Source organism: Pseudomonas sp. FG47 (assembly GCF_057809115.1).
In genome coordinates this window covers 124810-145726 of record NZ_JBMDJI010000004.1, presented here as the reverse complement: position 1 = coordinate 145726, position 20917 = coordinate 124810, and the positions used below count along the sequence as shown (strand labels likewise).

General features: G+C 65.6%; 16 protein-coding genes. 9 read left to right on the top strand and 7 right to left on the bottom strand.

From position 1 onward, the window contains the following. Positions 1-228 precede the first annotated feature (228 nt). The 3 genes from ACODS5_RS06035 to bglX form a co-directional block, all read right to left on the bottom strand. Positions 229-1560 carry a sigma-54-dependent transcriptional regulator gene (locus ACODS5_RS06035; protein WP_489108205.1) on the bottom strand — a complete coding sequence of 444 codons (1332 nt, stop codon included), beginning with the start codon at positions 1558-1560 and terminating at the stop codon, positions 229-231. Next, on the bottom strand, positions 1554-3311 hold the full coding sequence (locus tag ACODS5_RS06030; RefSeq protein WP_134691461.1) for an ATP-binding protein: 1758 nt from the start codon (positions 3309-3311) through the stop codon (positions 1554-1556). The genes ACODS5_RS06035 and ACODS5_RS06030 overlap by 7 nt, the downstream gene beginning before the upstream one ends. A 119-nt stretch (positions 3312-3430) precedes the next feature. Further along, the gene (gene bglX, locus ACODS5_RS06025; protein ID WP_489108204.1) at positions 3431-5722 is read right to left on the bottom strand and encodes a beta-glucosidase BglX; all 2292 of its coding nucleotides are present in this window, start codon (positions 5720-5722) and stop codon (positions 3431-3433) included. A 201-nt stretch (positions 5723-5923) separates the two neighbouring features. Here bglX and ACODS5_RS06020 point away from each other — a divergent pair, with 201 nt between their 5' ends. From ACODS5_RS06020 to ACODS5_RS06005, 4 genes are all read left to right on the top strand, one after another. Beyond that, entirely contained in the window at positions 5924-6532 is a 609-nt protein-coding gene (locus tag ACODS5_RS06020; RefSeq protein WP_134691459.1) for a TPM domain-containing protein, read from the top strand. Positions 6533-6630: 98 nt separating this feature from the next. After that, the gene (locus tag ACODS5_RS06015; protein WP_489108203.1) at positions 6631-7851 is read left to right on the top strand and encodes a class I SAM-dependent methyltransferase; all 1221 of its coding nucleotides are present in this window, start codon (positions 6631-6633) and stop codon (positions 7849-7851) included. Between the two features lie 172 nt (positions 7852-8023). Continuing rightward, a complete protein-coding gene (locus tag ACODS5_RS06010; RefSeq protein ID WP_489108202.1) occupies positions 8024-8296 on the top strand; it encodes a hypothetical protein in 273 nt (90 codons plus the stop codon). Next, complete coding sequence (locus ACODS5_RS06005) at positions 8296-8793, top strand: helix-turn-helix transcriptional regulator (RefSeq protein ID WP_489108201.1); 498 nt, start codon at positions 8296-8298, stop codon at positions 8791-8793. The genes ACODS5_RS06010 and ACODS5_RS06005 overlap by 1 nt, the downstream gene beginning before the upstream one ends. Positions 8794-8835: 42 nt before the next feature. Here the strand turns inward: ACODS5_RS06005 and ACODS5_RS06000 are convergent, their stop codons facing one another. The 4 genes from ACODS5_RS06000 to ACODS5_RS05985 all read right to left on the bottom strand — a co-directional run bounded on the left by ACODS5_RS06000 (position 8836) and on the right by ACODS5_RS05985 (position 14073). Continuing rightward, positions 8836-11376 (bottom strand): TonB-dependent receptor, encoded by a 2541-nt coding sequence (locus tag ACODS5_RS06000; protein WP_489108200.1) that lies wholly within the window; start codon positions 11374-11376, stop codon positions 8836-8838. 137 nt (positions 11377-11513) lie between these two features. Further along, complete coding sequence (locus ACODS5_RS05995; RefSeq protein WP_489108199.1) at positions 11514-12461, bottom strand: FecR family protein; 948 nt, start codon at positions 12459-12461, stop codon at positions 11514-11516. Further along, positions 12458-12979: an RNA polymerase sigma factor gene (locus ACODS5_RS05990; protein ID WP_134691453.1), complete on the bottom strand. Its 522-nt coding sequence runs from the start codon at positions 12977-12979 to the stop codon at positions 12458-12460. The genes ACODS5_RS05995 and ACODS5_RS05990 overlap by 4 nt, the downstream gene beginning before the upstream one ends. A gap of 77 nt (positions 12980-13056) precedes the next feature. Continuing rightward, entirely contained in the window at positions 13057-14073 is a 1017-nt protein-coding gene (locus tag ACODS5_RS05985) for a DUF4917 family protein (protein WP_489108198.1), read from the bottom strand. Positions 14074-14216: 143 nt separating this feature from the next. On the opposite strand from ACODS5_RS05985, the gene ACODS5_RS05980 reads away from it, so the two are divergent. From ACODS5_RS05980 to ACODS5_RS05960, 5 genes are all read left to right on the top strand, one after another. Next, positions 14217-15275: a glycerophosphodiester phosphodiesterase family protein gene (locus ACODS5_RS05980; RefSeq protein ID WP_489108197.1), complete on the top strand. Its 1059-nt coding sequence runs from the start codon at positions 14217-14219 to the stop codon at positions 15273-15275. 74 nt (positions 15276-15349) lie between these two features. After that, on the top strand, positions 15350-15886 hold the full coding sequence (locus ACODS5_RS05975; protein ID WP_186659242.1) for an RNA polymerase sigma factor: 537 nt from the start codon (positions 15350-15352) through the stop codon (positions 15884-15886). Then, positions 15879-16841, top strand: coding sequence for a FecR family protein (locus ACODS5_RS05970; protein WP_134691449.1), 963 nt, complete (start codon positions 15879-15881; stop codon positions 16839-16841). The genes ACODS5_RS05975 and ACODS5_RS05970 overlap by 8 nt, the downstream gene beginning before the upstream one ends. Positions 16842-16930: 89 nt before the next feature. Continuing rightward, positions 16931-19294 carry a TonB-dependent siderophore receptor gene (locus tag ACODS5_RS05965; RefSeq protein WP_489108196.1) on the top strand — a complete coding sequence of 788 codons (2364 nt, stop codon included), beginning with the start codon at positions 16931-16933 and terminating at the stop codon, positions 19292-19294. 7 nt (positions 19295-19301) lie between these two features. Continuing rightward, positions 19302-20903 carry an alpha/beta hydrolase-fold protein gene (locus ACODS5_RS05960; protein WP_489108195.1) on the top strand — a complete coding sequence of 534 codons (1602 nt, stop codon included), beginning with the start codon at positions 19302-19304 and terminating at the stop codon, positions 20901-20903. Positions 20904-20917 lie beyond the last annotated feature (14 nt).

Here is a 20917-nt window from a genome sequence, read left to right as displayed (position 1 = left end):
GGTTTTGCAGAAGCTGTGCCAAATGGGTGCGCAATGATCCATTCGGGGGCGTGAAGGCCGTTCATCGGCAAGGTCGGCTGCCACAGAAGCGGCGTAACTCCTGGCGTGACGCGATTGCTGTAGGCGCCGGCCGTGCCGGCGAAGGGCTGCAAGGCAGCCCCGGCAATGCCGTGATCAATAGGCGAAGTTTCGCTCACTCACCCTGTCGAATAGGCGGAAGTCCGCTTATCAGTCGCCGAGAAAATCCTCGCGCACCAACCCATGTCGCTGCATTTTCTCGTTCAACGTGCGTCGGGGCAGTTGCAGTGTTTCCATCACCCCCTTGATCTCGCCCTTGTGCTGGCGCAGCGCGGCACGCAGGCACTGGGCCTCGAAAGCCTCCATCTGCCCGGCCAGCGAGTGCGTCTGGGGCGCGGCGGCCAAGGTTGGCGCATCCAGCCCCAGGGCATGGCGTTCGGCGGCATTGGCCAGCTCCCGCACATTGCCGGGCCAGTCATGGGCCAGCAGGTGCGCCAGCTGCGCACCGCTCACTGGCGAGGCGTTGCGCCCCAGGCGTTCGGCGCTGGCACGGGCGAAGTGCTCGAACAGCAGCGGGATGTCCTCACGTCGTTCGCGCAGCGGTGCCAGGCGCAGTTCGGCGACATTCAGGCGGTAGGCCAGGTCCTCGCGGAAGCGTCCGGCACGGGCCTCTTGCAGCAGGTCAGGCTTGGTCGCCGCTATGATTCGCAGGTCCACCTCGATGCTCTGGTTGGCGCCCAGGCGCTCAAGCTTGTGCTCCTGAATCACCCGCAGCAATTTGGCCTGCTGGGCCAGCGGCATGCTTTCGATCTCGTCGAGGAACAGCGTGCCGCCGTTGGCGTACTCCAGCTTGCCGATGCGCTTGCCCTGGGCGCCGGTGAAGGCACCGCTTTCATGGCCGAACAGTTCGGCTTCGAACAGGCTTTCGGGGATCGCCGCGCAGTTGAGGGCGACGAACGGCTTGTCGGCGCGCGGGCCGAAGTCGTGCAGGCAGCGGGCCACGCGTTCCTTGCCGCTGCCGGTCTCACCACGGATCAGCACGTTGACCGGCAGGCTGGCCAGTTCGAGCACCTGGCGGCGCAACTGCTGCAAGCCCTGGGACATGCCCAGCAAGGTGCTCTCCAGTTGCGCCTTGAGATCGGCCTGCTCGTGCAGACGGCGGTTTTCCAGCACCAACTGGCGCTTTTCCAGGGCGCGGCCCAGGCTGCCCATCAGGTGTTGCGGGGTGAAGGGTTTTTCCAGGAAGTCGTAGGCGCCATTGCGTATGGCCTCCACTGCCATCGGCACGTCGCCGTGGCCGGTGAGCAGGATCACCGGCAGGTCGGGATCCAGCTGGCGCAGGCGTTCGAGCAGTTGCATGCCCGACAGGCCAGGCATGCGCACATCGCTGAGCACCACCCCGGGAAAATCGCGCGGCAGCCGGGCCAGGCAGTCTTCGCCACGGGCGAACAGCTGCACGCTGAAGCCCGACAGGCTCAGCCACTGCTCCACCGCGGTGCGGATGCTGGCTTCGTCGTCGACGACGATCACTGAATTCAACATACAGGCTCCAGGTCGCGGGGCAGGGTCAGGCTGAAGCGCGCGCCGCCCGGCAGGTTGTCGACCTGCAGGGCGCCGCCGGCATCGACCACGATGCCATAGGAGATCGCCAGGCCCAGGCCCAGGCCTTCACCGACCGGCTTGGTGGTGAAGAACGGGTCGAAGACCTTGGCCAGGTCGGCCTCGACAATGCCGCCGCCAGAGTCGAGCACGCTCAGGCGCCACAGCTCGGCGTCGGCCTCGATACGGATTTCCAGACGTTTGTAGCGCTTGTCGGCCATGGCGTCGAGGGCGTTGCGCAGCAGGTTGATCAGCACTTGCTCCAGGCGGATCGCGTCGCCGCGCACCCAGGCCGGGCGCGCCAGGTACAGGGCCACCTCGACGGCCTCGGCGCGGATGCGCGCGTCGAGCAGGTGCAGGGCCTGGTCGACCACCGTGGCCAGGTCCATGCGCTCGCGCAGGCCGCCAGGGCTGTTGCGCGCGAAGGTCTTCAGGTGGCCGGTGAGCGCGGCCATGCGCGTGAGCATCTGCTCCAGCGGCTCCAGGGCCTGGCGGGCCTGTTCGTGGCGGCCATGGTCGAGCAGCAGGCGCAGGGTTTCCAGTTGCATGCGCTGGGTGGTCAGCGGTTGGTTGATCTCGTGGGCGAGGGCGGCCGACATCTGCCCCAGCGCCGCCAGCTTGGCCGATTGCACCAGGCCTTCCTGGGCGGTGCGCAGCTCGCGGGTACGCGCCTCGACCAGGTCCTTGAGCTGCTCGCGGCTGCGTTGGCGCAGGCGGGCCAGGCGCAAGCGCTGACTGACGAACAGCGCGGCGAACACCAGGGTCAGCCAGACCGCGGCGGCGGCCAGCGCGGCGTTGCGTCCGTCCTCGGCCACCTGGGGCTTGCGCAGCAGGTGCAAGGTCCAGCCCTCGGCTTCCAGTGGCAGGCTTTCCCAGAGGTAGTCGGCGCTGCCATCGGGGCCTTGCACGCGGGTCAGGTGGCTATTGGCGGCGAAGCGGGTCAACGCCTGGTGCTGCAGCGGCACCAGCGGCTGCTTGTCGTACTGGCGGGTTTCGGCCAGTTCGGCGCGGTCGACGCCGCTGAGCGGCTGCAGTTCGCGATAACGCCAGCCGTCCTGGTTGGCGATGAAGGTGATGCCGCGGGCGTCGCTGACCAGCAGGATATCGTTGCCCTGGCGCCACTCGCGTTCAAGCTCGGGGAACTCCAGCTTGACCACCATGGCGCCGAGGAAGCGGCCGTGTTCGTCGTTCACCGCGCTGGCCAGGAAGTAGCCCGGCACGCCGCTGGTCACGCCGACCGCATAGAAACGGCCGCTGCCCTGGCTGCGGGTTTGCTTGAAATAGGGGCGAAAGCCGTAGTTGGAGCCCACGTAGGTGGTCGGCAAACGCCAGTTGCTGGCGGCTATGGCCAGGCCGGTGCGGTCGAGCAGCTCGAGGGTCGATGAGTTGGCGGCGCCGTTGATGCGTTCGAGTTTGCGGTTCAGGGCGTCCTGCACCTGCTCGGTGACTGGGCCGCGCAGGGCGGCGATCAGCTCCGGGTCCAGCGCCAGCACGGCGGGCAGGGCGCGATAGCGCTCGATCAGGGTATGCAGGGCGTTGGCGTACAGGCCCAATTGCTGGCTGGCCCGCCGGGCGTCGGTCTCCATGGCCTGGCGCTTGGCCTGGTGCATGGCCCAGCCGGCGCTGAGGGTGGTGCCGACCAGGATCAGCAGGATGATCAGGCCCAGGCGCAGGGCGCGGAAGGATGAGGGCATGGCGCGGATCCGGGGTCTTGATTGTCTGTGCCGGCCTGCTTGCGGGGCAAGCCCGTTCCCACAAGTTTTATCACAGACTTGTGCGAGCGGGCCTGCCCCGCAAGCAGGCCGGGTGTGGCTTACAGCAGTTCGAAGCTCTGCTGCTGCACCGCCTCGGAGTCGAGGCCGACCTGGACATTGAACTGGCCCGGCTCGGCGACGTGCTGCAGCTGGCCATTGTAGAACCTCAGGTCCTCCTCACTGATGTCGAAGGTCAAGGTTCGCGACTCGCCGGCCTTGAGCATCAGCTTCTGGAAGTTCTTCAGCTCCTTCACCGGGCGGCTCATCGACGCGCTCTGGTCCTGGATGTACAGTTGCACCACGGTTTCGCCGTCACGCTTGCCGCTGTTCTTCACCGTCACCTTGGCCTGCAACTTGGCGCCGCGCGCCAGCTTCGCCGCCGACAGCTTGAGCCCGGACAGCTCGAACTGGGTGTAGCTCAGGCCGTAGCCGAACGGATACAACGGGCCATTGGGCTCCTCGAAGTACTGCGAGGTGTAGTTGCCTGGTTTGCCCGGGGTGAACGGCCGGCCGATGCGCAGGTGGTTGTAGTACATCGGGATCTGCCCGACCGAACGTGGGAAGGTGATCGCCAGGCGCCCGGACGGGTTGTAGTCGCCGAACAGCACGTCGGCGATGGCGTTGCCGCCTTCGGTACCGCTGAACCAGGTTTCCAGGAGGGCGTCGGCCTGCTCGCGCTCCCAGGCGATCGACAGCGGACGACCGTTCATCAGTACCAGTACCAGTGGTTTGCCGGTGGCCTTCAGCGCCTTGATCAGCTCGCGCTGCACCGCCGGAATTTCCAGGGTGGTGCGGCTGGAGGACTCGTGGGACATGCCGCGGGACTCGCCGACCACGGCCACCACCACGTCGGCCTGCTGCGCGGCCTGGACCGCCTCGTCGATCAGCACCGCGGCCGGACGCAGGTCGTTGACGATTTCCGGGGCGTCGAAATTGAGGAAGTTCAGGTAGTCGAACATCGCCTTGTCGCCGGTGACGTTCGAGCCCTTGGCGTACAGCAGTTTGGCCTTGCCTTCGACGGCGCGGCGCAGGCCTTCGCGCACGGTGACCGAGTGCTGCGGTTTGCCGTCGGCGGCCCAGCTGCCCATCATGTCGATCGGGGCGTCGGCCAGCGGGCCGACCAGGGCGATGGTGCCGCTTTTCTTCAGCGGCAGGGTCTGCTCGCGGTTTTCCAGCAGTACCAGGCTACGGCGTGCCACGTCGCGCGCGGCGGCGCGGTGCAGACGCTCATCGGCGTAGTAGTCCTTGAGGTCGGTCTCGGCCTTGGGAATGCGCACATACGGATCCTTGAACAGGCCCATGTCGTACTTGGCGCCCAGTACTTCGCGCACCGCCTGGTCCAGTTCGGCCTGGCTGACTTCGCCGGACTTGAGCAAGCCTGGCAGTTCCTCGCCGTAGAGGGTGTCGTTCATGCTCATGTCGATACCGGCCTTGATCGCCAGCTTGGCGGCTTCGCGGCCGTCGCGGGCGACGCCATGGCGGATCAGTTCCTGGATGGCGCCGTGGTCGCTGATGGTCACGCCCTTGAAACCCCACTCCTTGCGCAGCAGGTCGTTCATCAGCCAGGTGTTGGCGGTGGCCGGCACACCGTTGATCGAGTTCAGCGCCACCATCACCCCGCCGGCACCGGCATCGAGCGCGGCGCGATAAGGTGGCAGGTAGTCGTTGTACATCTTCGGCAGGCTCATATCGACCGTGTTGTAGTCGCGCCCGCCCTCCACCGCGCCGTACAAGGCGAAGTGCTTGACGATGGCCATGATGCTGTCGGCGTTGGCTGGGCTTGTGCCCTGGAACGACTTGACCATTACCTGGCCGATCTTCGAGGTCAGGTAGGTATCTTCGCCGAAGCCCTCGCTGGTGCGGCCCCAGCGCGGGTCACGGGCGATGTCGACCATCGGCGCGAAGGTCATGTCCAGGGAATCGGCGGCGGCTTCGATGGCCGAGGTGCGGCCCACCTTGGCGATGGCGTCCATGTCCCAGGACGAGGCCAGGCCCAGGCCGATCGGGAAGATGGTGCGTTCGCCATGGATGGTATCGTAGGCGAAGAACATCGGGATCTTCAGGCGGCTGCGCATGGCCGCGTCCTGCATCGGCCGGTTCTCGGGGGCGGTGCGCGAGTTGAAGGTGCCACCGATGCGGCCGGCGGCGATCTCCTCGCGGATCTTTTCGCGGGGCATCTCGGGGCCGATGCTGATCAGGCGCAACTGGCCGATTTTCTCGGCCTCGGTCATCTGGCCGACCAGATGATCGATGAACGCCTGCTTGTCTTGCAGGGGCGGGGCGGTGGGGGCGGCCAGGGCCGCCTGACTGGCAAGGCCCATGGCCAGGCCCAGCAAAGACAGTTTCATCATCAGTTCCGTTGTCGTGTGAAAGCGGTTTTCGAGACGTTTCCTACGTTCGTTGTTGTAGAGTCCGCCGGGTGTATGCCGAATCATTCGTCCATGATCCGGAGCAGTCGCGGATTATGCCTTATATGAGCCGCTTGTTGAGATACACTCTCGCCCACCCGAGTGCCGGGATAACAACGATAAGAACGCTCGAGAGACGATGGCATGACCGAATACGAACAGCGCCAGATCGCCGAGGCGATCGCCCGCGCCGAGCGGCGCACCGATGCGGAGCTGGTTACCGTGCTGGCGCGCCGCGCCGACGACTTTCCGTATCTGCCTCTGCTCTGGGCCGCGTTGTTGGCCTTGCTGGTACCGGGCCTGCTGCACCTGTGGTTGGGCGGGATCGGTGTCAACGCTCTGCTGCTGACGCAGATGCTCACCTTCATCAGTTTGTGCCTGGTGTTGCGCCAGCCACGCCTGGCGGCCTGGGTCGTGCCGTCGGTCCTACGGCGGCGACGAGCCTCCGGGCTTGCCCGCCAGCAATTTCTTGAACTCAACCTACAGCGCACCGCCGGCGCCACCGGAGTGCTGATCTTCGTCAGTGAAGCCGAGCAACATGTGGAGATCCTGGTCGACGAGGGCATCGACCGGCACCTGCCCGAGCAGGCGCGAGCGGCGATCGTCGCCCGGTTTGCCGAGCAGGTGCGCCAGGGGCACACCCTCCAGGGCTTCGTCGAATGCATCGAAGCCTGCGGGGAGCTGCTCAGCGAGCATGTGCCGCCGACCCATGCGCGCAACGAGTTGCCCAATCGCCTGGTCATTCTCGACTGACCGGCGTCTATCGCGAAAACCTTCGCGATGGACCGTCATCGACGTAGAATGCGCGGCATTGCGCAACGCGCCCCCCGCATTCCGAGGCACCCGTTTACATGTCTTCCTCATCGACCGCCCCCACCGCGCCGGACGCGCGTGCCCAGTTCCTCGGCCAGTTGGCCGACGCCCTGGCCGATGACAGCCTGACCAAGCTGGTCCTGGCCCGCCATGTCGGCGCAGACCAGAGCCTGCAACGCATCATCGGCAAACCGGTGCAGATCAAGGGCGAGCCGTGCCTGCAACTGGTCTATCGCCACCAGACCCGCGATATCACCCGCAACTTGCCGCTGCAACAAGCCCAGGCGTTGATTGCAGAGCTGTTGCCGCAGAGCTTTCGCAATGCCCACCTGTTCATCACCGAAGGGGAGGTGCAGTTGGAGTTCAGCAAGAAGGGCAAGCCGATGCTGCGTCGTCACCTGGCTCAGCAGGCCCCGCGCGCAGCGGCGACCGCCGCGCACGACCGCGAGAAGAAGCGCTACCTGGAGCTGTCGCGGCCGTTTCTGCGTGACCTTGGCGTGACCGATGCGCAGGGCGCGCTGATCCCGTCGATGTCTCGCAAGTGGAAACAGATCAACAAGTTCATCGAAGTCTTCGATCACGCCTTGGCCGGTGCGCCGCTGGCGGCTGAGCAGCTGCTGCGGGTGGCCGACTTCGGTTCGGGCAAGGGCTACCTGACCTTCGCCATCCACGACTACCTGTGCAACAGCCTTGGGCGTGAGACACAAGTAACCGGCGTTGAACTGCGCCCGGACATGGTCGAGCTGTGCAACGCCGCCGCCGCGCGTCTGGAGCATCCGGGCCTGGTGTTCGAGTGCGGCGATGTGCGCAGCGTGGTACCCGAGGCCATCGAGGTGATGATCGCCCTGCATGCCTGCGACATTGCCACCGACTATGCCATCCATACCGGCATTCGCTGCAACGCCGCGATCATCATGTGCTCGCCGTGTTGCCACAAGCAGATCCGCCCGCAGTTGCACAGTCCTGGCCTGCTCCAGCCGATGCTGCAGTACGGTCTGCACCTGGGGCAGCAGGCCGAGATGCTGACTGACAGCCTGCGCGCGCTGTATCTGGAGGCTTGTGGTTACGAGACCAAAGTCTTCGAGTTCATTTCGTTGGAACACACCAACAAGAACAAGATGATTCTGGCGGTGAAGCGGCGCCAGCCTCAGGACAATGCTGCCTTGCTGGAGAAGATCAGCCAGCTCAAGGCGTTCTACGGGGTGCAGGAGCATTGCCTGGAAAGCCTGTTGCGGGCGGATGGGTTGATTGCCGGGTAAGGCGCCTGGTTGCGCGGTTTTGCCCTTCTCTTTATAGGATCCTTCCCAAGACGTCTGCATGGACTGGGATGCGTTGCGCCAGGGCCTAGGCTGGTTCGGGATGACGCCTGTCGGCGTTATGGTGGTTGTCACTTGACAACCTTGTCCTGACATCCATACTGGAGCACAGCCGATGGCCCGTCCTACCCATCCCAACAAGGAAGTTGAGCAAACCCTGGTCCATGCCGAGGCACAGGGCTGGAAGGTAGTGGTTCGGGGAGGCCATTGCTGGGGGCGCATCTACTGCCCCAATAACGACCGCGAATGCCGTTGTGGCGAGTTCTGCATCACCAGTGTGTGGAGTACGCCACGAAACCCAGGCATCTTTGCCCGGCAGTTGCGCCGGATCGTCGACAACTGCACGTCGACTCGCGGGATCGTCAACCAGCCAGCGGAGCGCACCTGATGGAATACGAATTCACCCTCAAGTATCAATTGTCCGGCCCACAAGACATCGATGCGCTGATCGAGCGCCTGGCCGAGGCCGGTTGTGCCGACGCCGTGGTTGGCAGCGGCCAGCCGGGCCGTCTGGCCCTGGCCTTTGCCCGTGAGGGCGCGACGGCGCAGGAGGCACTGCACAGCGCCCTGGCGGATGTCCGGCGGGCCTTGCCGCAGGCCCAGCTGATCGAGGCCAGCCCCGACCTGGTCGGCCTCACCGATGTGGCGCAAATGGTGGGGGTGTCGCGGCAGAACATGCGCAAACTCATGCTCACTCACCCGAGCACGTTTCCGGCACCGGTGCACGACGGCAGCCTGTCGCTCTGGCACCTGGCCGATATCCTCGCCTGGATGCAGGCGCGTGGTACCCACGCGGTCGCCCAGGCGGTTTTCGATGTGGCATCCAGTGCAATGCAAGTGAATGTCGCCAGGGCACAGGAGCGTGTTGGCGGCGCAAGCGACTGACCAGGCGCGCGGTGCAGTCCCTTGCCGCGTCGCCTGGCTGGTTCAGAAGAACCGGGTCACACTGATCTTGGCATTGCGCCCGACGGTATAGGCGTTCTCCCCTGACAACTCCGGCCGCACGGCTTTGTTGAACAGGTTGTCGACTGTCAGGTTGACCTCAGTCCCTTTCAAGTAGGGCTGCTGTGGCTTCCAGTTGGCGAACAGGCCATGGATGTCGTAGCGCTCGTTGCCGAAGTTGTCGTAGTAGCGGTCGCCCAGGGCACTGGCCGGCCCCTCGAAATACTTGTCGCTGGGCAGGTGCTTGGTGGCGCCGACGAACTGCGCGGTCCAGCCTACACGGGCATCCCAGGCCGGGATCTTGACCCCCAGCGTGGTGATCCATTTCGGTGCCGGCACATCCTTGGCCCAGACGTCCGGGCCCCAGGGATTGGTGTACGCGCCTTGGTGACGGCCTTCCATCCAGGCGTAAGACACCGCGCCGAACAGGTAGGTGGAGTCATAGAAGGTTTCGATCTCGAAGCCCTTGTACACCACGTCACCGATATTGCGGTAGTTGCCCATCAGGCCCTTGCCGCAGGTCTTGTCGATGTTGCCGCCGGTGACCATCTGCTGCTGGCAGCCGATGCCGGTGGCCTTGAAGATTTCGTCGCTGACCTTGTTGCGGAACAGCGTGGTGCGGATCTGCGCGCTGTCGCCCTGGGTGAAGACATCGGCAAAGGTGCTGATGCTGCCGGCACGCAGGCCGACGATGCGCTCGGGGTCGAGGTTGCGGCTGCTGGCGGTGCGGCTGCCGATGCCCTGTACTTCATACTGCTCGTCCAGCACCGGGGCGCGCCAGGTCTTGCTGTAGTCGGCGAACAGCACGGTCTGCTCGTTCATCTTCCAGAACAGCGACAGGCGCGGCGACCAGCCGGTGTAGGTCTTGGCGCTGTAGTCGTGGCCAGCGGCCGGGTTGTTGTAGTACGGCGCCTGGTTGGGCTTGCCCTCGTTGGTGACATGGTCGTAGCGCAGCGACGGGGTGATGGTCAGGTCGCCCAGGGTGATGGCGTCCTGCAGGTAGTAGCCCTGGCTGTCGACCTTGCCGCTGGGCATGAAGTACGGCTGGTAGTAGCCGTAGTTGTAGCGGGGGATTTCATAGGACTTGCCGGGCATCCACATCTGCGTGTCGCGATCGTGGCGACGCACTTGCACACCGGCGGTCAGGGCATGCTCCAGTGGACCGGTGAGGAAGGTGCTGGTGTTGGTCACCTCGAGCATGCGGTCCTGGTATTCGGTATCCATCCGCCGTCCGCCGGTGGACGGCTGCAACACTGCGTTGGCGTTGCGCTCGTCGGTTTGCCGGGTATCGGATTCGGAATACTTCACCTGCAGATCGAGCCAGGGGTTTTCGATTGGCTGGTACTTGTAGGTGGCCGACCAGGTGGTATCGATGGTGGTACGGTTGGCCAGGAAGCGCTTGAGGGCGTCGGCGTAACCGTACTTTTCGATGCTCGCCGCCGACGGCGGTACTGGGTAGGCGGTGGAGGCGAACGTAGCCCAGCGCTCACTTTCCGAGCGCGACCAGGAAAAGCCCAGGCTGTGTTCGTCGGTGAAGTGGATGTTGGTCTTGAGTAGCGCGCCTTCCAGGTCCAGGGCACTGTTGGGCAGGCGCTGCGGGTTGATCGGCCAGCTGTTGGTGGGATCGGGCAGCTTGTCGGCCATCTTCAGGTCGCCGCCGTCACGCTTGGTGAAATAGGCCAGGCCATCGATGCGCCCGTCGTCGCTACGGCCGAACACCGCCGAGCTGTAGACCTGCTGGTGATCGTTGCTGGCGTAACCGTACTTGAGCATGGCGCCACTGTTGCGGCCCTCTTGCAACAGGTCGGTGGCGTCCTTGGTTTCCATGTGCACGCTGCCGCCGAGGCCGCCATTGCCGGTCTTGACCGAGTGCGGGCCTTTCTCGACCTCGATGTACTTGATCAACTCCGGTTCGATGAAGATGGTGCCTTGCTGGTAGCGCTCGAAGCCGCTCTTGGGGGCGCCGTCGACGGTCATCGGCACGTCTTCGGCATCGCCCATGCCCCAGATGTTGATGGTCTGCCCGCCGGGCTTGGCCGAGCCGCCCATGTTCACCCCGGGCAGGGTGGCTAGCACGCTGGGGATGTTGCTCGGCTGGTAACGGTCGATCTGCTCCTGGTTGAGGGTCGAACGGCCGACGTTGCTGGGGTCGACCTGCTGGCCGTCACCGACGATGCTCACGGCGCCAAGTTGCAGGCTGTTGTCGCCGACCGGGTCGTCTTCGCGCAGGCGCACCACATAGGTATTGCCCATGCGCACCACCTTGAAGCGGCTGCCTGTCAGCAGACGGCCGATGGCCGCCTCGGCCTCATAGTCGCCCTTGAGCGCTGGCGCCTGGGCGCTGCCGAGCAGGGCTTCGTCGAACAGTAGTTGCACCTTGGCCTGCTGGGCCAGTTGGCTTAGCGAGCGGGCCAGCGATTGGGCCGGCAGGTCGAGTGGCACCGGCGCGGCTTCGGCGGCCAGGCTCACGGACAGGCACAGGGCGAGCAGGGTGGGTCGGACAGGCAGGCAGTGCAGCGACAACATGGTTTCCCCCAAACGGCAAAAGGCCGGAAAAATGCCTGCCATCAAGGAGCAGGCGGGGAGGAAGACGCGTGCTTGCGAAGAAACCTCACCTGCGAATGATAAAAATTCTCAGAAATATCACGCTGATGTTACCCGCCTCAGCGTCGTTCGATGCGCAAGCGTCCGTCGGCCAGCAGCGTGGTCTTGACCGGCAGCAGGGCCGGCAGGGCATTGAGCAGGGCATCGGGGTCATGCACGTCGAGGTTGCCGGACACCTTGTAGCGACCCAGCGCCGGGTCGGCCAGCAGCACGGGGTGCTGGCGGTACAGGCCGACTTCGTCGATCAGGCTGGCCAGTTCGCGATTGCGAAAGCTCACGTGTCCTTCACGCCAGTCGGCTACTGCCTGCTCGCCCAGGTCCTGACGGGTCAGGGTGCCGCGGGCGAGGTCGTAGGTGGCGCCCTGCTGGGCGCCGAGCAGCACCGGCGGGTGGCGCTCACCGGGGGTTTCGAAGGCCACCTGGCCATGGGCGACGCCGACCACCAGCTCGCGCTCGCCACGGCGCAGGTCGAAGCCGGTGCCGACCACGCGCACACGGCCACTGCCGGCATCGACGAACAACGGGCGTTCCTTGTCGGGGGCGACTTCGATGTACAGCTGGCCATGGTCGAGGTGGATCAACCGGCGCTCGGCATCGAACGCCAGGCGTAGGCGAGTCTGGGCGTTGACGGACAGCACGCTGCCATCGGGCAGTTGTAATGTGCGCAGGGTCGGGCCGGCGGCGATGCGCTCGTCGAAGGTGGTGCTGCCGGCTCCCAGGTTTCCGACCAGCAGGGCGCACAGCAGCGCCGCCGCGGTTGCCAGGGCCGGCCGCCAGCGGGGCGCTCGTCGCACGGGTAAGGCGAGCGGCCGACTGGCCTGCTTGAGCGCGGCCAGGTCGTCCCACAGTTGCTCGAACTGGCGGTAGGCATGCGCGTGCTCCGCGGTCTGCATCCACTGGCTGAAGGCCTTGCGCTCGTGCCGCGTCGGGTTGTTGCGGTTGCGGCTGAACCAGCTCGCCGCCTGGGCGTCTATCGGGCGAGGGTCACGCGCGTCGGTGGGGGTCATGGGGACTGCTCCGTGCCGGTGTCACTGTCCAGGCGTTGCTTGCATTGCAGCAGGGCGGCGGCGATGTGCTTCTCGACCATGCTGACGGAAATGTTCATGCGTGCGGCAATCTGGGCCTGGGTCAGGCCCTCGAAACGGTGCAGCATAAGGGCTTCGCGCCGCCGCGGCGAGAGCTCGTCGAGCACTTGGCGCAATTGATTCAGCCGTTGTTGTTGCTGGGCATGGTCCAGCGGGTCGTTGGCGGCTGGTGCATGCGCATCGGCCAGGGGCTCGTCGGCCAGCGCCGCATGGCGCACCTTTTGCCGGCGCCAGTGGTCGCTGAGCAGGTTGCGCGCCACCTGGAACAGGAATGCCCGGGGTTGCTCGACCTTGGCCCGATCGCGGTAACCCAGCCACTGGGCGAACACGTCCTGGGTCATGTCCGCGGCATCGCTGGCATTGTCCATGCGCTTGCGCAGGAAATGCAGGATGTCGGCGTAGAAACCGTGGGCGACAGGGTCGGGTTTTGGGCGTTGCATGCACGCTTTCCGGGGCTGGCCTTGAGGAAAGGGTGCGGATCTTATCGAGAATTATTTACATTTGCAAAGTGCGTGCATCAGTGCCGACGATTGAACGCGGCAGGAACGCTGATCGCCAGCTCCGCCAGGCCCAGTGGATGACTGGAAGCGTCGAAGAAGTGCAGCGAAACCTGTTCGAGATCGCCGAAACGGTCGATGAAGTGTTGCTTCTGGTTGATGATCGACGCCTCGCTCAAAGGGCGGATGGCGATGGTGAGGTGCCGCGGGCATGCCTGGCGGATGGCATCGAGCAGGTGCTGGTCGCTGCTGTCCAGGTGCTGACCGTACAGGCACAGGCTGCCTTGCTCGCGGGCCAGTTCGCCGAGGCTCCAGGCCAGGTAGTCGGAGTGGCGGATTGCGCGCAGCTTGTCTTCGCTGCGGCTTTCGTTGATGAACAGCGGCACTTCGCCGGGAATGTTCACGGCAAAGCCTTCGAGCAGTTCGGCCTGCGCCGCGCTGCGTTGGCGGGTGCTGCCATCGGGTAGCTTGAGCAGGTGCATGCCGCCATGCAGGTGCAGGATGCGGGTGCCTTCACTGGCAGTGCGACGTACGTCGAAGAAACCTTGCTCGTCGAACAGGCTGGCGAAGCCCTTCGGGTTGTCCGCCACGGCCCAGGGGAGGATCAGGTCGTAGTTGCTGGTGTAGACGTTGCGGTACTGACGCAAGGCCTGGTTGATAGCGGCGCGGGCGCTGGCATCGAACAGCGGCCAGGGCAGGTGCACGGCGCGCACCGCATGGATCAAGGCTTCCTTGATCGAGTAATAGCGGTTCAGCGGCGCGGTGGAGTTGATCGCCAGGGCCGCGTTGGTCCGCACGGTGGTGTTCAGGCTGCTCAGCAGCGGTTCGAACAGCTCGCTGCCCACGGCCTTGAACAGCGCCTGGTCACTCACCCCCAGGCCCTTGTGCCGTACCTGCTGGGCCTGCTCGTACAGCGAGAAGTAGCCGAACGGCTTCCACAGCGCGCGACTGGCACCGTTGCCCAGGAGCAGGGCAGTGCTGGGGTGGCGCTGGTTGAGGTCGGCCCAGGTGGGCAGGCGGGCGTCGAGTGCGGGCATGGGTGGTCCGTTGGGTGAGGCGGAAAACGCCGGGGACTTTAGCATGTCATGCAGAGTGTGCGAGGCTTGCGCGCTCAAGGATTGCCCCGTTGACCCCGCCGGCCCCAGCCAGGGCCGGTCTTGATTTGCAAAGGACTACCTGAATGTACAAATCCTTCCTGCTGGCCACGTTGCTGGCGACCTCCACTGCCCAGGCCGCCGATGGTCAGGCGCTGGCCCGCGCCCAGGGCATCCCCCACCCGGCGGTGATCGCCCACCGCGGTGCTTCCTTTGATGCGCCGGAGTCCACCACGCCGGCCTACCTGTTGGCCCGCGAGCTGGGCGCCGATTACCTGGAAATGGACCTGCAACGCACCCGCGATGGTGTGTTGGTGGTGGTCCACGACGATGTGCTGGGGCGCACCAGCGATGTCGCCGAGCGCTTTCCCGAGCGCAAGTCCAGCCCGGTCAGTGCCTTCACCCTGGCCGAACTCAAGGCGCTGGATGCCGGCAGCTGGTTCAACAAGGCCTATCCCGAGCGAGCCCGAGACGCCTTCAAGCAGCAACGCATCCTCACCCTGGACGAGGTGATCGATATCGCCGAAGGCAACCCCGAACGTCATCCCGGCCTGTACATCGAGACCAAGGAGCCTGCTCAGTTTCCCGGTATCGAGCAGGACCTGAAAAAACGCCTCGAAGCCCGCGGCTGGCTCGACAAGCCAGGGCAGGTGGTGCTGCAGACCTTCGATCGCAACAGCCTCAAGCTGCTGCACCAAGCCATGCCGCAGGTACCGAAAATTCTCCTGCTGTGGGTTGCCAAGGGCAGTATCGAGCCGGCCTCCGGGCAGGACTTCAGTGACTCCGGCGAGCAGGACAAGTCGGCCTTCTACGCCCGCCAGCAACCCAAGGACCGTGCCGAGTTCGAGCGCTGGCTGGACTACGCCAAGGCCGACGGCGCCATCGGCACTGGCCCTTCGGCGGTGCGTACCCATCTGGGTGAGCAGAGCTATTCCGACCTGATCCAGCCATGGATGAACCAGGCCAGCCACGACAAAGGGCTGCTGGTGCATGTGTACACCCTCGACGAAGCGGTGGATTACGGCAAAGCGATGAAGGCCGGCGTGGACGGCATCTTCACCAACCGCGCCGGCGAACTGATGCGTTTCTATGGACGGCCCGTACCCCAGAACGAAGGGCAGTTGCTGCGCACGTTGGGTTACTGAGCCGCTGGCGATGGCTCGCCGACATGTGTGAGAATGATAGGAATTCCTATTAACGGTCTCGCACAGTCACCGCAATGACAAGCCTTTCCACCCCCTGGAACGCCCAGCCGGCGTTCCAGGCCATCGTCGATGATCTCCTGGCTCACTACAGCGACCTGCGGCGCTACCTCGGCGGACGCCTGCGCAATCCTGACGACGCCGCCGATATCGCCCAGTCGAGTTTCGCCCAGGCTTATGCCCACGCGCTCAACGCCCCGGTGATCAACGCCCGCGCCTTGCTGTTCCAGGCCGCGCGCAACCTGTGCATCGACCAGTACCGGCGGCGTACCACCGAGCTGGCGGCACTGGAAGACTGGTTGGTGCGCGCCGAGCCGTTCAGCCCGAGCGTGGAGGCGATCATGATCGCCCGCGAACAGCTGCAGCACCTGATTGCGCGTATCGAGCGCATGCCGCGCCTGCGCCGCGAGGTGTTCGTCCGCGTGCGCCTGCATGGCCATAGCCATCGCGAAGTGTGCGAGGCGCTGGGGCTATCGGCCAAGTCGGTCGAGCTGCATATCGCCCGGGCCGTGTTCGACTTGTCCGAGCTACGTCTGGCCGCTCGTCATGACTGAGCCGGTGGCGCCGCGCAAGGTGCGGCAGGCGCTGGTCTACCTGGCGGCGTTGCACGGCGAAGATCCCGAGCGTATCGGCAGGACCCAGGGGTTGGTCCAGCGCTGGCGTGGCAAGAGCGCCGAGCATGAGCGGGCCTGGCAGGAGGCCGAACAGCGCTGGCAATTGGTGCATTGCCTGGCGCCGCAATTGCGTGGTGCGGTGCAACCGCAGGCCTTCGACCCTGGGCGCCGGCGTGTGCTGCGCCAGGGCGGCGCGCTGGCCGTGCTGCTGGCCGCGGGGGGCTGGCTGGGCTGGATGTTCCAGCGTACAGCCCCGTACCAGCAAGACCTGCAGACCAGCCACGGGCAAGCGCTGCAAGCCTTGTCGCTGGCCGATGGCAGCCAGTTGCAGGTGGCGGCCGAAAGCAACCTGCGGGTACGTTTCGATCATCTCCGGCGCCAGGTGCTGCTGCTGCATGGCCATGTCTACTTCGACGTGGCTCATGAGCGCTGGCGTTCGTTCCTGGTCAGTACCCGGCTGGGTAGCGTTGAAGTGCTTGGCACCGCCTTCACGGTCAGTGACCGCGGCGGTCGGGTGCAGGTAGCGGTGGCCCGGGGGCGGGTGCAGGTGCGGGACCTGCAAGGTGGCGAACAGCTGTTGCGCGCCGGTGAGCGCATTTGCCTGGACGCCGATGGGCGACTTGGCCACCTGCGTGGTGGCGGTGCCCATGGTCCGGACCTGGCGCACTGGCAGCGCGGCTGGTGGTCGTTCACCGAGCAACCCTTGGATGAGGTGGTCGCTGAACTCAACGCCTATGTCACACCTGCCATCGAGGTCGACCCAGGTGTGGCGGATTTGCGTCTGACCGGCAGTTTCCCGAGCGCCCGGCCTCAGGTGCTGCTCGAGGCATTGCCGTCCATCCTGCCGGTCAGGTTGGTACAGCAGGCGGGGTCGCGGCGGTTGGTACGCAATTGAGGCGCTGCCTTTGGGTTGAAATACGTTTGAGGGGTAAACCGCCACTGCCGCGTCTTCAGCTGTGAACCCACCTCTCGCAAGGACTGATCATGTCGTCGTTCACACCCCGTTTCCCCGGCACCCTGCGGCGCCTGGCCCTGGCCTGCGCCCTGGGTGGCAGCAGCCTGGCGCTGGCCGACAGCCAGGCGCTGAGCCTCGACCTGCCGGGCCAGCCGCTGGAAGCCACGGTGCATGCCCTGGCCCACGAATCGGGGGTAGCGATCGCCGCCGACAGCCGCTTGCTGGCCGGGCGCAGCGCGCCGGCCTTGCACGGCCGCTACACGGTGCTGCAGGCCCTGCGCCAGCTGTTGGCTGGCACCGACTTGGTGGCGGTGGAGGAGAATGGCGTGATCATCCTGCGTGGCCCCGGCGATGACGGCGCGCTGACCCTGGGCGCGACCACGGTCAATGCCTCGGGCTTCAACAGCGACCTGCCCGAGAGCTACAGCGGCGGCCAGGTGGCCCGCGGCGCGCGAATCGGCATGCTGGGCAACCGCGACCTCATGGACACCCCCTTCAGCGTCACCGCCTACACCGCCAAGGCCATCGAGAACCAGCAAAGCGGCACGGTCGGCGCGGTATTGCGCAACGATCCGTCGATCCGTTTCAGCACTGGCGAAGGGCACGCCTACGAGAACTTCATGATCCGCGGCTATGCCCTCGATTCCACCGAGCTGGCGCTGGGTGGCCTGTATGGCCTGGCCCCCGACGGCCATGTGCCGACCGAGTTCCTCGAGCGGGTCGAAGTGCTCAAGGGCCCTGGCGCGCTGCTCAACGGCATGGCGCCCAACGGTGGCGTGGGCGGGGTGGTCAACCTGGTGCCCAAGCGCGCCGGCGAAGCGCCGCTGACCCGGCTGACCAGCAGCTATGTGTCGGACGGCTATGTGGCCGAGCATGTCGATATTGGCCGGCGTTTCGCCGATGGCCGTTTCGGTGTGCGCTTCAACGGCGTGTACGGCAGTGGTGACACTGGCGTGAACGAACAGTCCAAGGACCGTACCCTGGCCTCCTTGGGGCTGGACTACCGCGGCGATGACTTCAAGCTCGAGTTGGACGCCTACGAAAGCCACGAGAAACTCGACAATGGCAGCCCGATGATGGTCGGGTTTTCCAAGCTCAAGCAGGTCACCCGGGCACCGAAGCCGGACACCAACATCCTTGAAGGTATCCATGCCAAGCAGATCAGCAAGGCCGTGGTGGTGCGTGGCGAGTATCAACTGGACGACAGCTGGAGCGCTTATGCCAGCGTCGGTGGCGCGCGTACCCGCTATGCCGGTTTCCTCAACGGTACCCGGGTGGTGGTGACCAAGGCCGATGGCACCGCCAGCGGCGAAACCTACAACCAGGCCGGCTACACCCACAGCCTGTCCACCGAGGCCGGCCTGCGCGGCAACTTCATGACCGGCCCAGTCAGCCACCAACTGGTGCTCAGCACCACCTTGCTGCACCAGGACATCGGCCGCGCGCCCACCGTCACCGGCAAGGGCTACACCACTAATATCTATCACCCCGGCAAGGCGATCATCGCCGCCGACCCTGGCAGCAGCAAAAAGACCGGCGACAATACCCTGTCGAGCTTCGCCGTGGCCGACACCCTGGGCTTTCTCGACGAGCGCGTGCTGTTGACCCTGGGCGTGCGCGCGCAGCGGGTGCGGCAGAAGATGAGCAACCCGTCCTATGACGAGCGCAAGCTGACCCCGGCCCTGGGCATCGTGCTCAAGCCCTGGGACGCGCCGGTATCGCTGTACGCCAACTACATCGAGGGCCTGACCCAGGGCGGCATGGTCACCGATGTGAAGGCGGCCAACTACAACGAGCAGTTCGCGCCCTATGTCGCCAAGCAGATGGAGGCTGGGGTGAAGTGGGACCTGGGCGACTTCACCCACACCCTGGCGCTGTTCCAGATCGAAAAGCCGAGCATGATCTACGACAAGCCCAGCAACCGTTACACCGACGACGGCGAGCAGCGCAACCGGGGCGTGGAGTGGACGATGTTCGGCGAGCTCGTCCCCAGCGTGCGCCTGCTCGGCGGCGTCACCTATACCCGGGCGCAATTGAGCAAGACCGCCGGTGGCACGATGGACGGCAACACCGCCCGCGGGGTGCCAGCCTGGTCGGCCAACCTGGGCGCCGAGTGGGACCTGCCCTGGGTCCAGGGCCTGACCCTGACCGTACTGGGCATTCACAGCAGCTCCCAGTACCTCGACTCCGCCAACGATCTGAAAATCCCGCAGTGGACCCGTTACGACCTCGGCGCTCGCTATGCCACCCGTGTGCTGAGCAAGGACGTGACCCTGCGCGCCAGCCTGGAGAACGTCGAGAACCGCGCCTATTGGGCCGGGGTGTTCAACGACGGTTATGCCACCGTCAGCGAGCCGCGCACGCTAAAGCTTTCCGCCAGCATCGACTTCTGAGGTGAGCATGCGAACACTCAAGCGCTATTGCAGTGTATTGGCCCTGGTTGCCTGGGGCTCGAGCCCGGCCTTGGCTGGCGCCAGCAGCACCTTGACGGTCGGGCAAGCGGTCGAAGGCCAGGTCAGTGACGCCAGTCGACCCGCCTGGCACCTGCCCCTCCAGGCGGGCGACCTGGTTCGCGGCAAGGTGGATGGCGATATCAGCCTGCGCCTGCTCGATGCCAGGGGTAATCCTCTGCGCTTGTTGATCGACGGCATGGATCAGCCCCGCGACTTCCTGTTCGTCGCTGATCGAACCGGTGATTTTGCCGTGCGTGCCGAGCCGCTACCGACACGTCCACAGGCGCGCTTCGCATTGCGCCTGGAGCACGTCGTACCGCAGGCCGAACAAGCTCGCCCAGCCGAGCCATTGCGCAGCCCGGCATTGCGGGCGCTGGCGCGACAACTGGCATCGGGCGCAGGCACCGAGGCGTTCTGGAAGGCACGGGCCGAGGCCGGCACGCCGATGGTCGAGATTGTGCCCGGGCAGCCAGGGCTGCGTCTGGTGACCTTCCTCTGGCGTGGCGCGCGGGAAAACGTGCGGGTGTTCGGGGCGCCCACGGGTAACCATGAAGCGCTGCTGCGACTTGCCCAGAGCGATGTCTGGTACCGCAGCTTCGAGATACCGGCGAGCAGCCGCTTCAGCTACCAGATGGCGCCTGACGTGCCGGCCTCGGATGACCGCCGGATGATCCTGGCCACCACACGCCGCGACCCGCTCAACCCGAACGGCTTCGCCGATGCCAGCGGTGATCCGTGGTTGTCGCGCTCGCGCCTGGAGTTGCCGGATGCCGCGCCGCAACCATGGGTTGCACGCCGCGCCGGGGTGGCGCGGGGCAGCATCGAGCGCAAACGCCTGGCCAGTGCGCTATTGGGCAATGAACGGGACATCTACTTCTACCGCCCGGCCGGCTGGCGCACCGGTAAGGCCGATCAGGCACTGCTGGTGCTGTTCGATGCCCATGCCTATACCCGCCAGGTGCCCACGCCGACGATTCTCGACAACCTGATCGCCGATGGCCTGATGCCGCCCACCGCGGCAATCATCATTGCCAACCCCAGTGGGGCCAGCCGTGAGCGCGAACTGCCGCCCAACCCGCTATTCGCCCGCTTCATGGCCGAGGAGCTGATGCCCTGGGCCGCTGGCCAGGGCCTTGCGGCGCCGGCTGCGCGCACGGTGGTGGCAGGCTCCAGCTACGGTGGCTTGGCATCGGCCTACCTGGGCCTCAAGCACCCTGAACTGTTCGGCAATGTGCTGAGCATGTCCGGCTCGTACTGGTGGCCGCTGACTGGTGGGGAACCCGGCTGGTTGACCCGCGAGTACGTCAAGGCCCCACGCCAGCCGCTGCGGTTCTATCTGCAATCCGGGTTGTTCGAAGGGCCGAAGATCGTCGATACCAACCGCCACCTGCGCGATGTGCTGTTGGCCAAGGGCTACCCCGTGGAGCAGGTGGAGTTCCCGGCGGGGCATGATTACCTGCAATGGCGCGGCAGCCTGCCCTGTGGGCTGATCAGCTTGCTTGGCCGGGGGACCCAGGCGGTTGCGCAGGCCTGCGTGCCGCAGGGCTGAGGCGCCTGGTGATG

Excerpts from the sequence above, each read along its gene's own strand:
- ACODS5_RS06035 (WP_489108205.1), bottom strand. The coding sequence starts at position 1,560 with ATGTTGAATTCAGTGATCGTCGTCGACGACGAAGCCAGCATCCGCACC.
- ACODS5_RS05990 (WP_134691453.1), bottom strand. The coding sequence starts at position 12,979 with ATGCAACGCCCAAAACCCGACCCTGTCGCCCACGGTTTCTACGCCGAC.
- bglX (WP_489108204.1), bottom strand. The coding sequence starts at position 5,722 with ATGATGAAACTGTCTTTGCTGGGCCTGGCCATGGGCCTTGCCAGTCAG.
- ACODS5_RS05980 (WP_489108197.1), top strand. The coding sequence starts at position 14,217 with ATGTACAAATCCTTCCTGCTGGCCACGTTGCTGGCGACCTCCACTGCC.
- ACODS5_RS06030 (WP_134691461.1), bottom strand. The coding sequence starts at position 3,311 with ATGCCCTCATCCTTCCGCGCCCTGCGCCTGGGCCTGATCATCCTGCTG.
- ACODS5_RS05965 (WP_489108196.1), top strand. The coding sequence starts at position 16,931 with ATGTCGTCGTTCACACCCCGTTTCCCCGGCACCCTGCGGCGCCTGGCC.
- ACODS5_RS05995 (WP_489108199.1), bottom strand. The coding sequence starts at position 12,461 with ATGACCCCCACCGACGCGCGTGACCCTCGCCCGATAGACGCCCAGGCG.
- ACODS5_RS06010 (WP_489108202.1), top strand. The coding sequence starts at position 8,024 with ATGGCCCGTCCTACCCATCCCAACAAGGAAGTTGAGCAAACCCTGGTC.
- ACODS5_RS06000 (WP_489108200.1), bottom strand. The coding sequence starts at position 11,376 with ATGTTGTCGCTGCACTGCCTGCCTGTCCGACCCACCCTGCTCGCCCTG.
- ACODS5_RS05960 (WP_489108195.1), top strand. The coding sequence starts at position 19,302 with ATGCGAACACTCAAGCGCTATTGCAGTGTATTGGCCCTGGTTGCCTGG.
- ACODS5_RS05970 (WP_134691449.1), top strand. The coding sequence starts at position 15,879 with ATGACTGAGCCGGTGGCGCCGCGCAAGGTGCGGCAGGCGCTGGTCTAC.
- ACODS5_RS05985 (WP_489108198.1), bottom strand. The coding sequence starts at position 14,073 with ATGCCCGCACTCGACGCCCGCCTGCCCACCTGGGCCGACCTCAACCAG.
- ACODS5_RS06020 (WP_134691459.1), top strand. The coding sequence starts at position 5,924 with ATGACCGAATACGAACAGCGCCAGATCGCCGAGGCGATCGCCCGCGCC.
- ACODS5_RS05975 (WP_186659242.1), top strand. The coding sequence starts at position 15,350 with ATGACAAGCCTTTCCACCCCCTGGAACGCCCAGCCGGCGTTCCAGGCC.
- ACODS5_RS06005 (WP_489108201.1), top strand. The coding sequence starts at position 8,296 with ATGGAATACGAATTCACCCTCAAGTATCAATTGTCCGGCCCACAAGAC.
- ACODS5_RS06015 (WP_489108203.1), top strand. The coding sequence starts at position 6,631 with ATGTCTTCCTCATCGACCGCCCCCACCGCGCCGGACGCGCGTGCCCAG.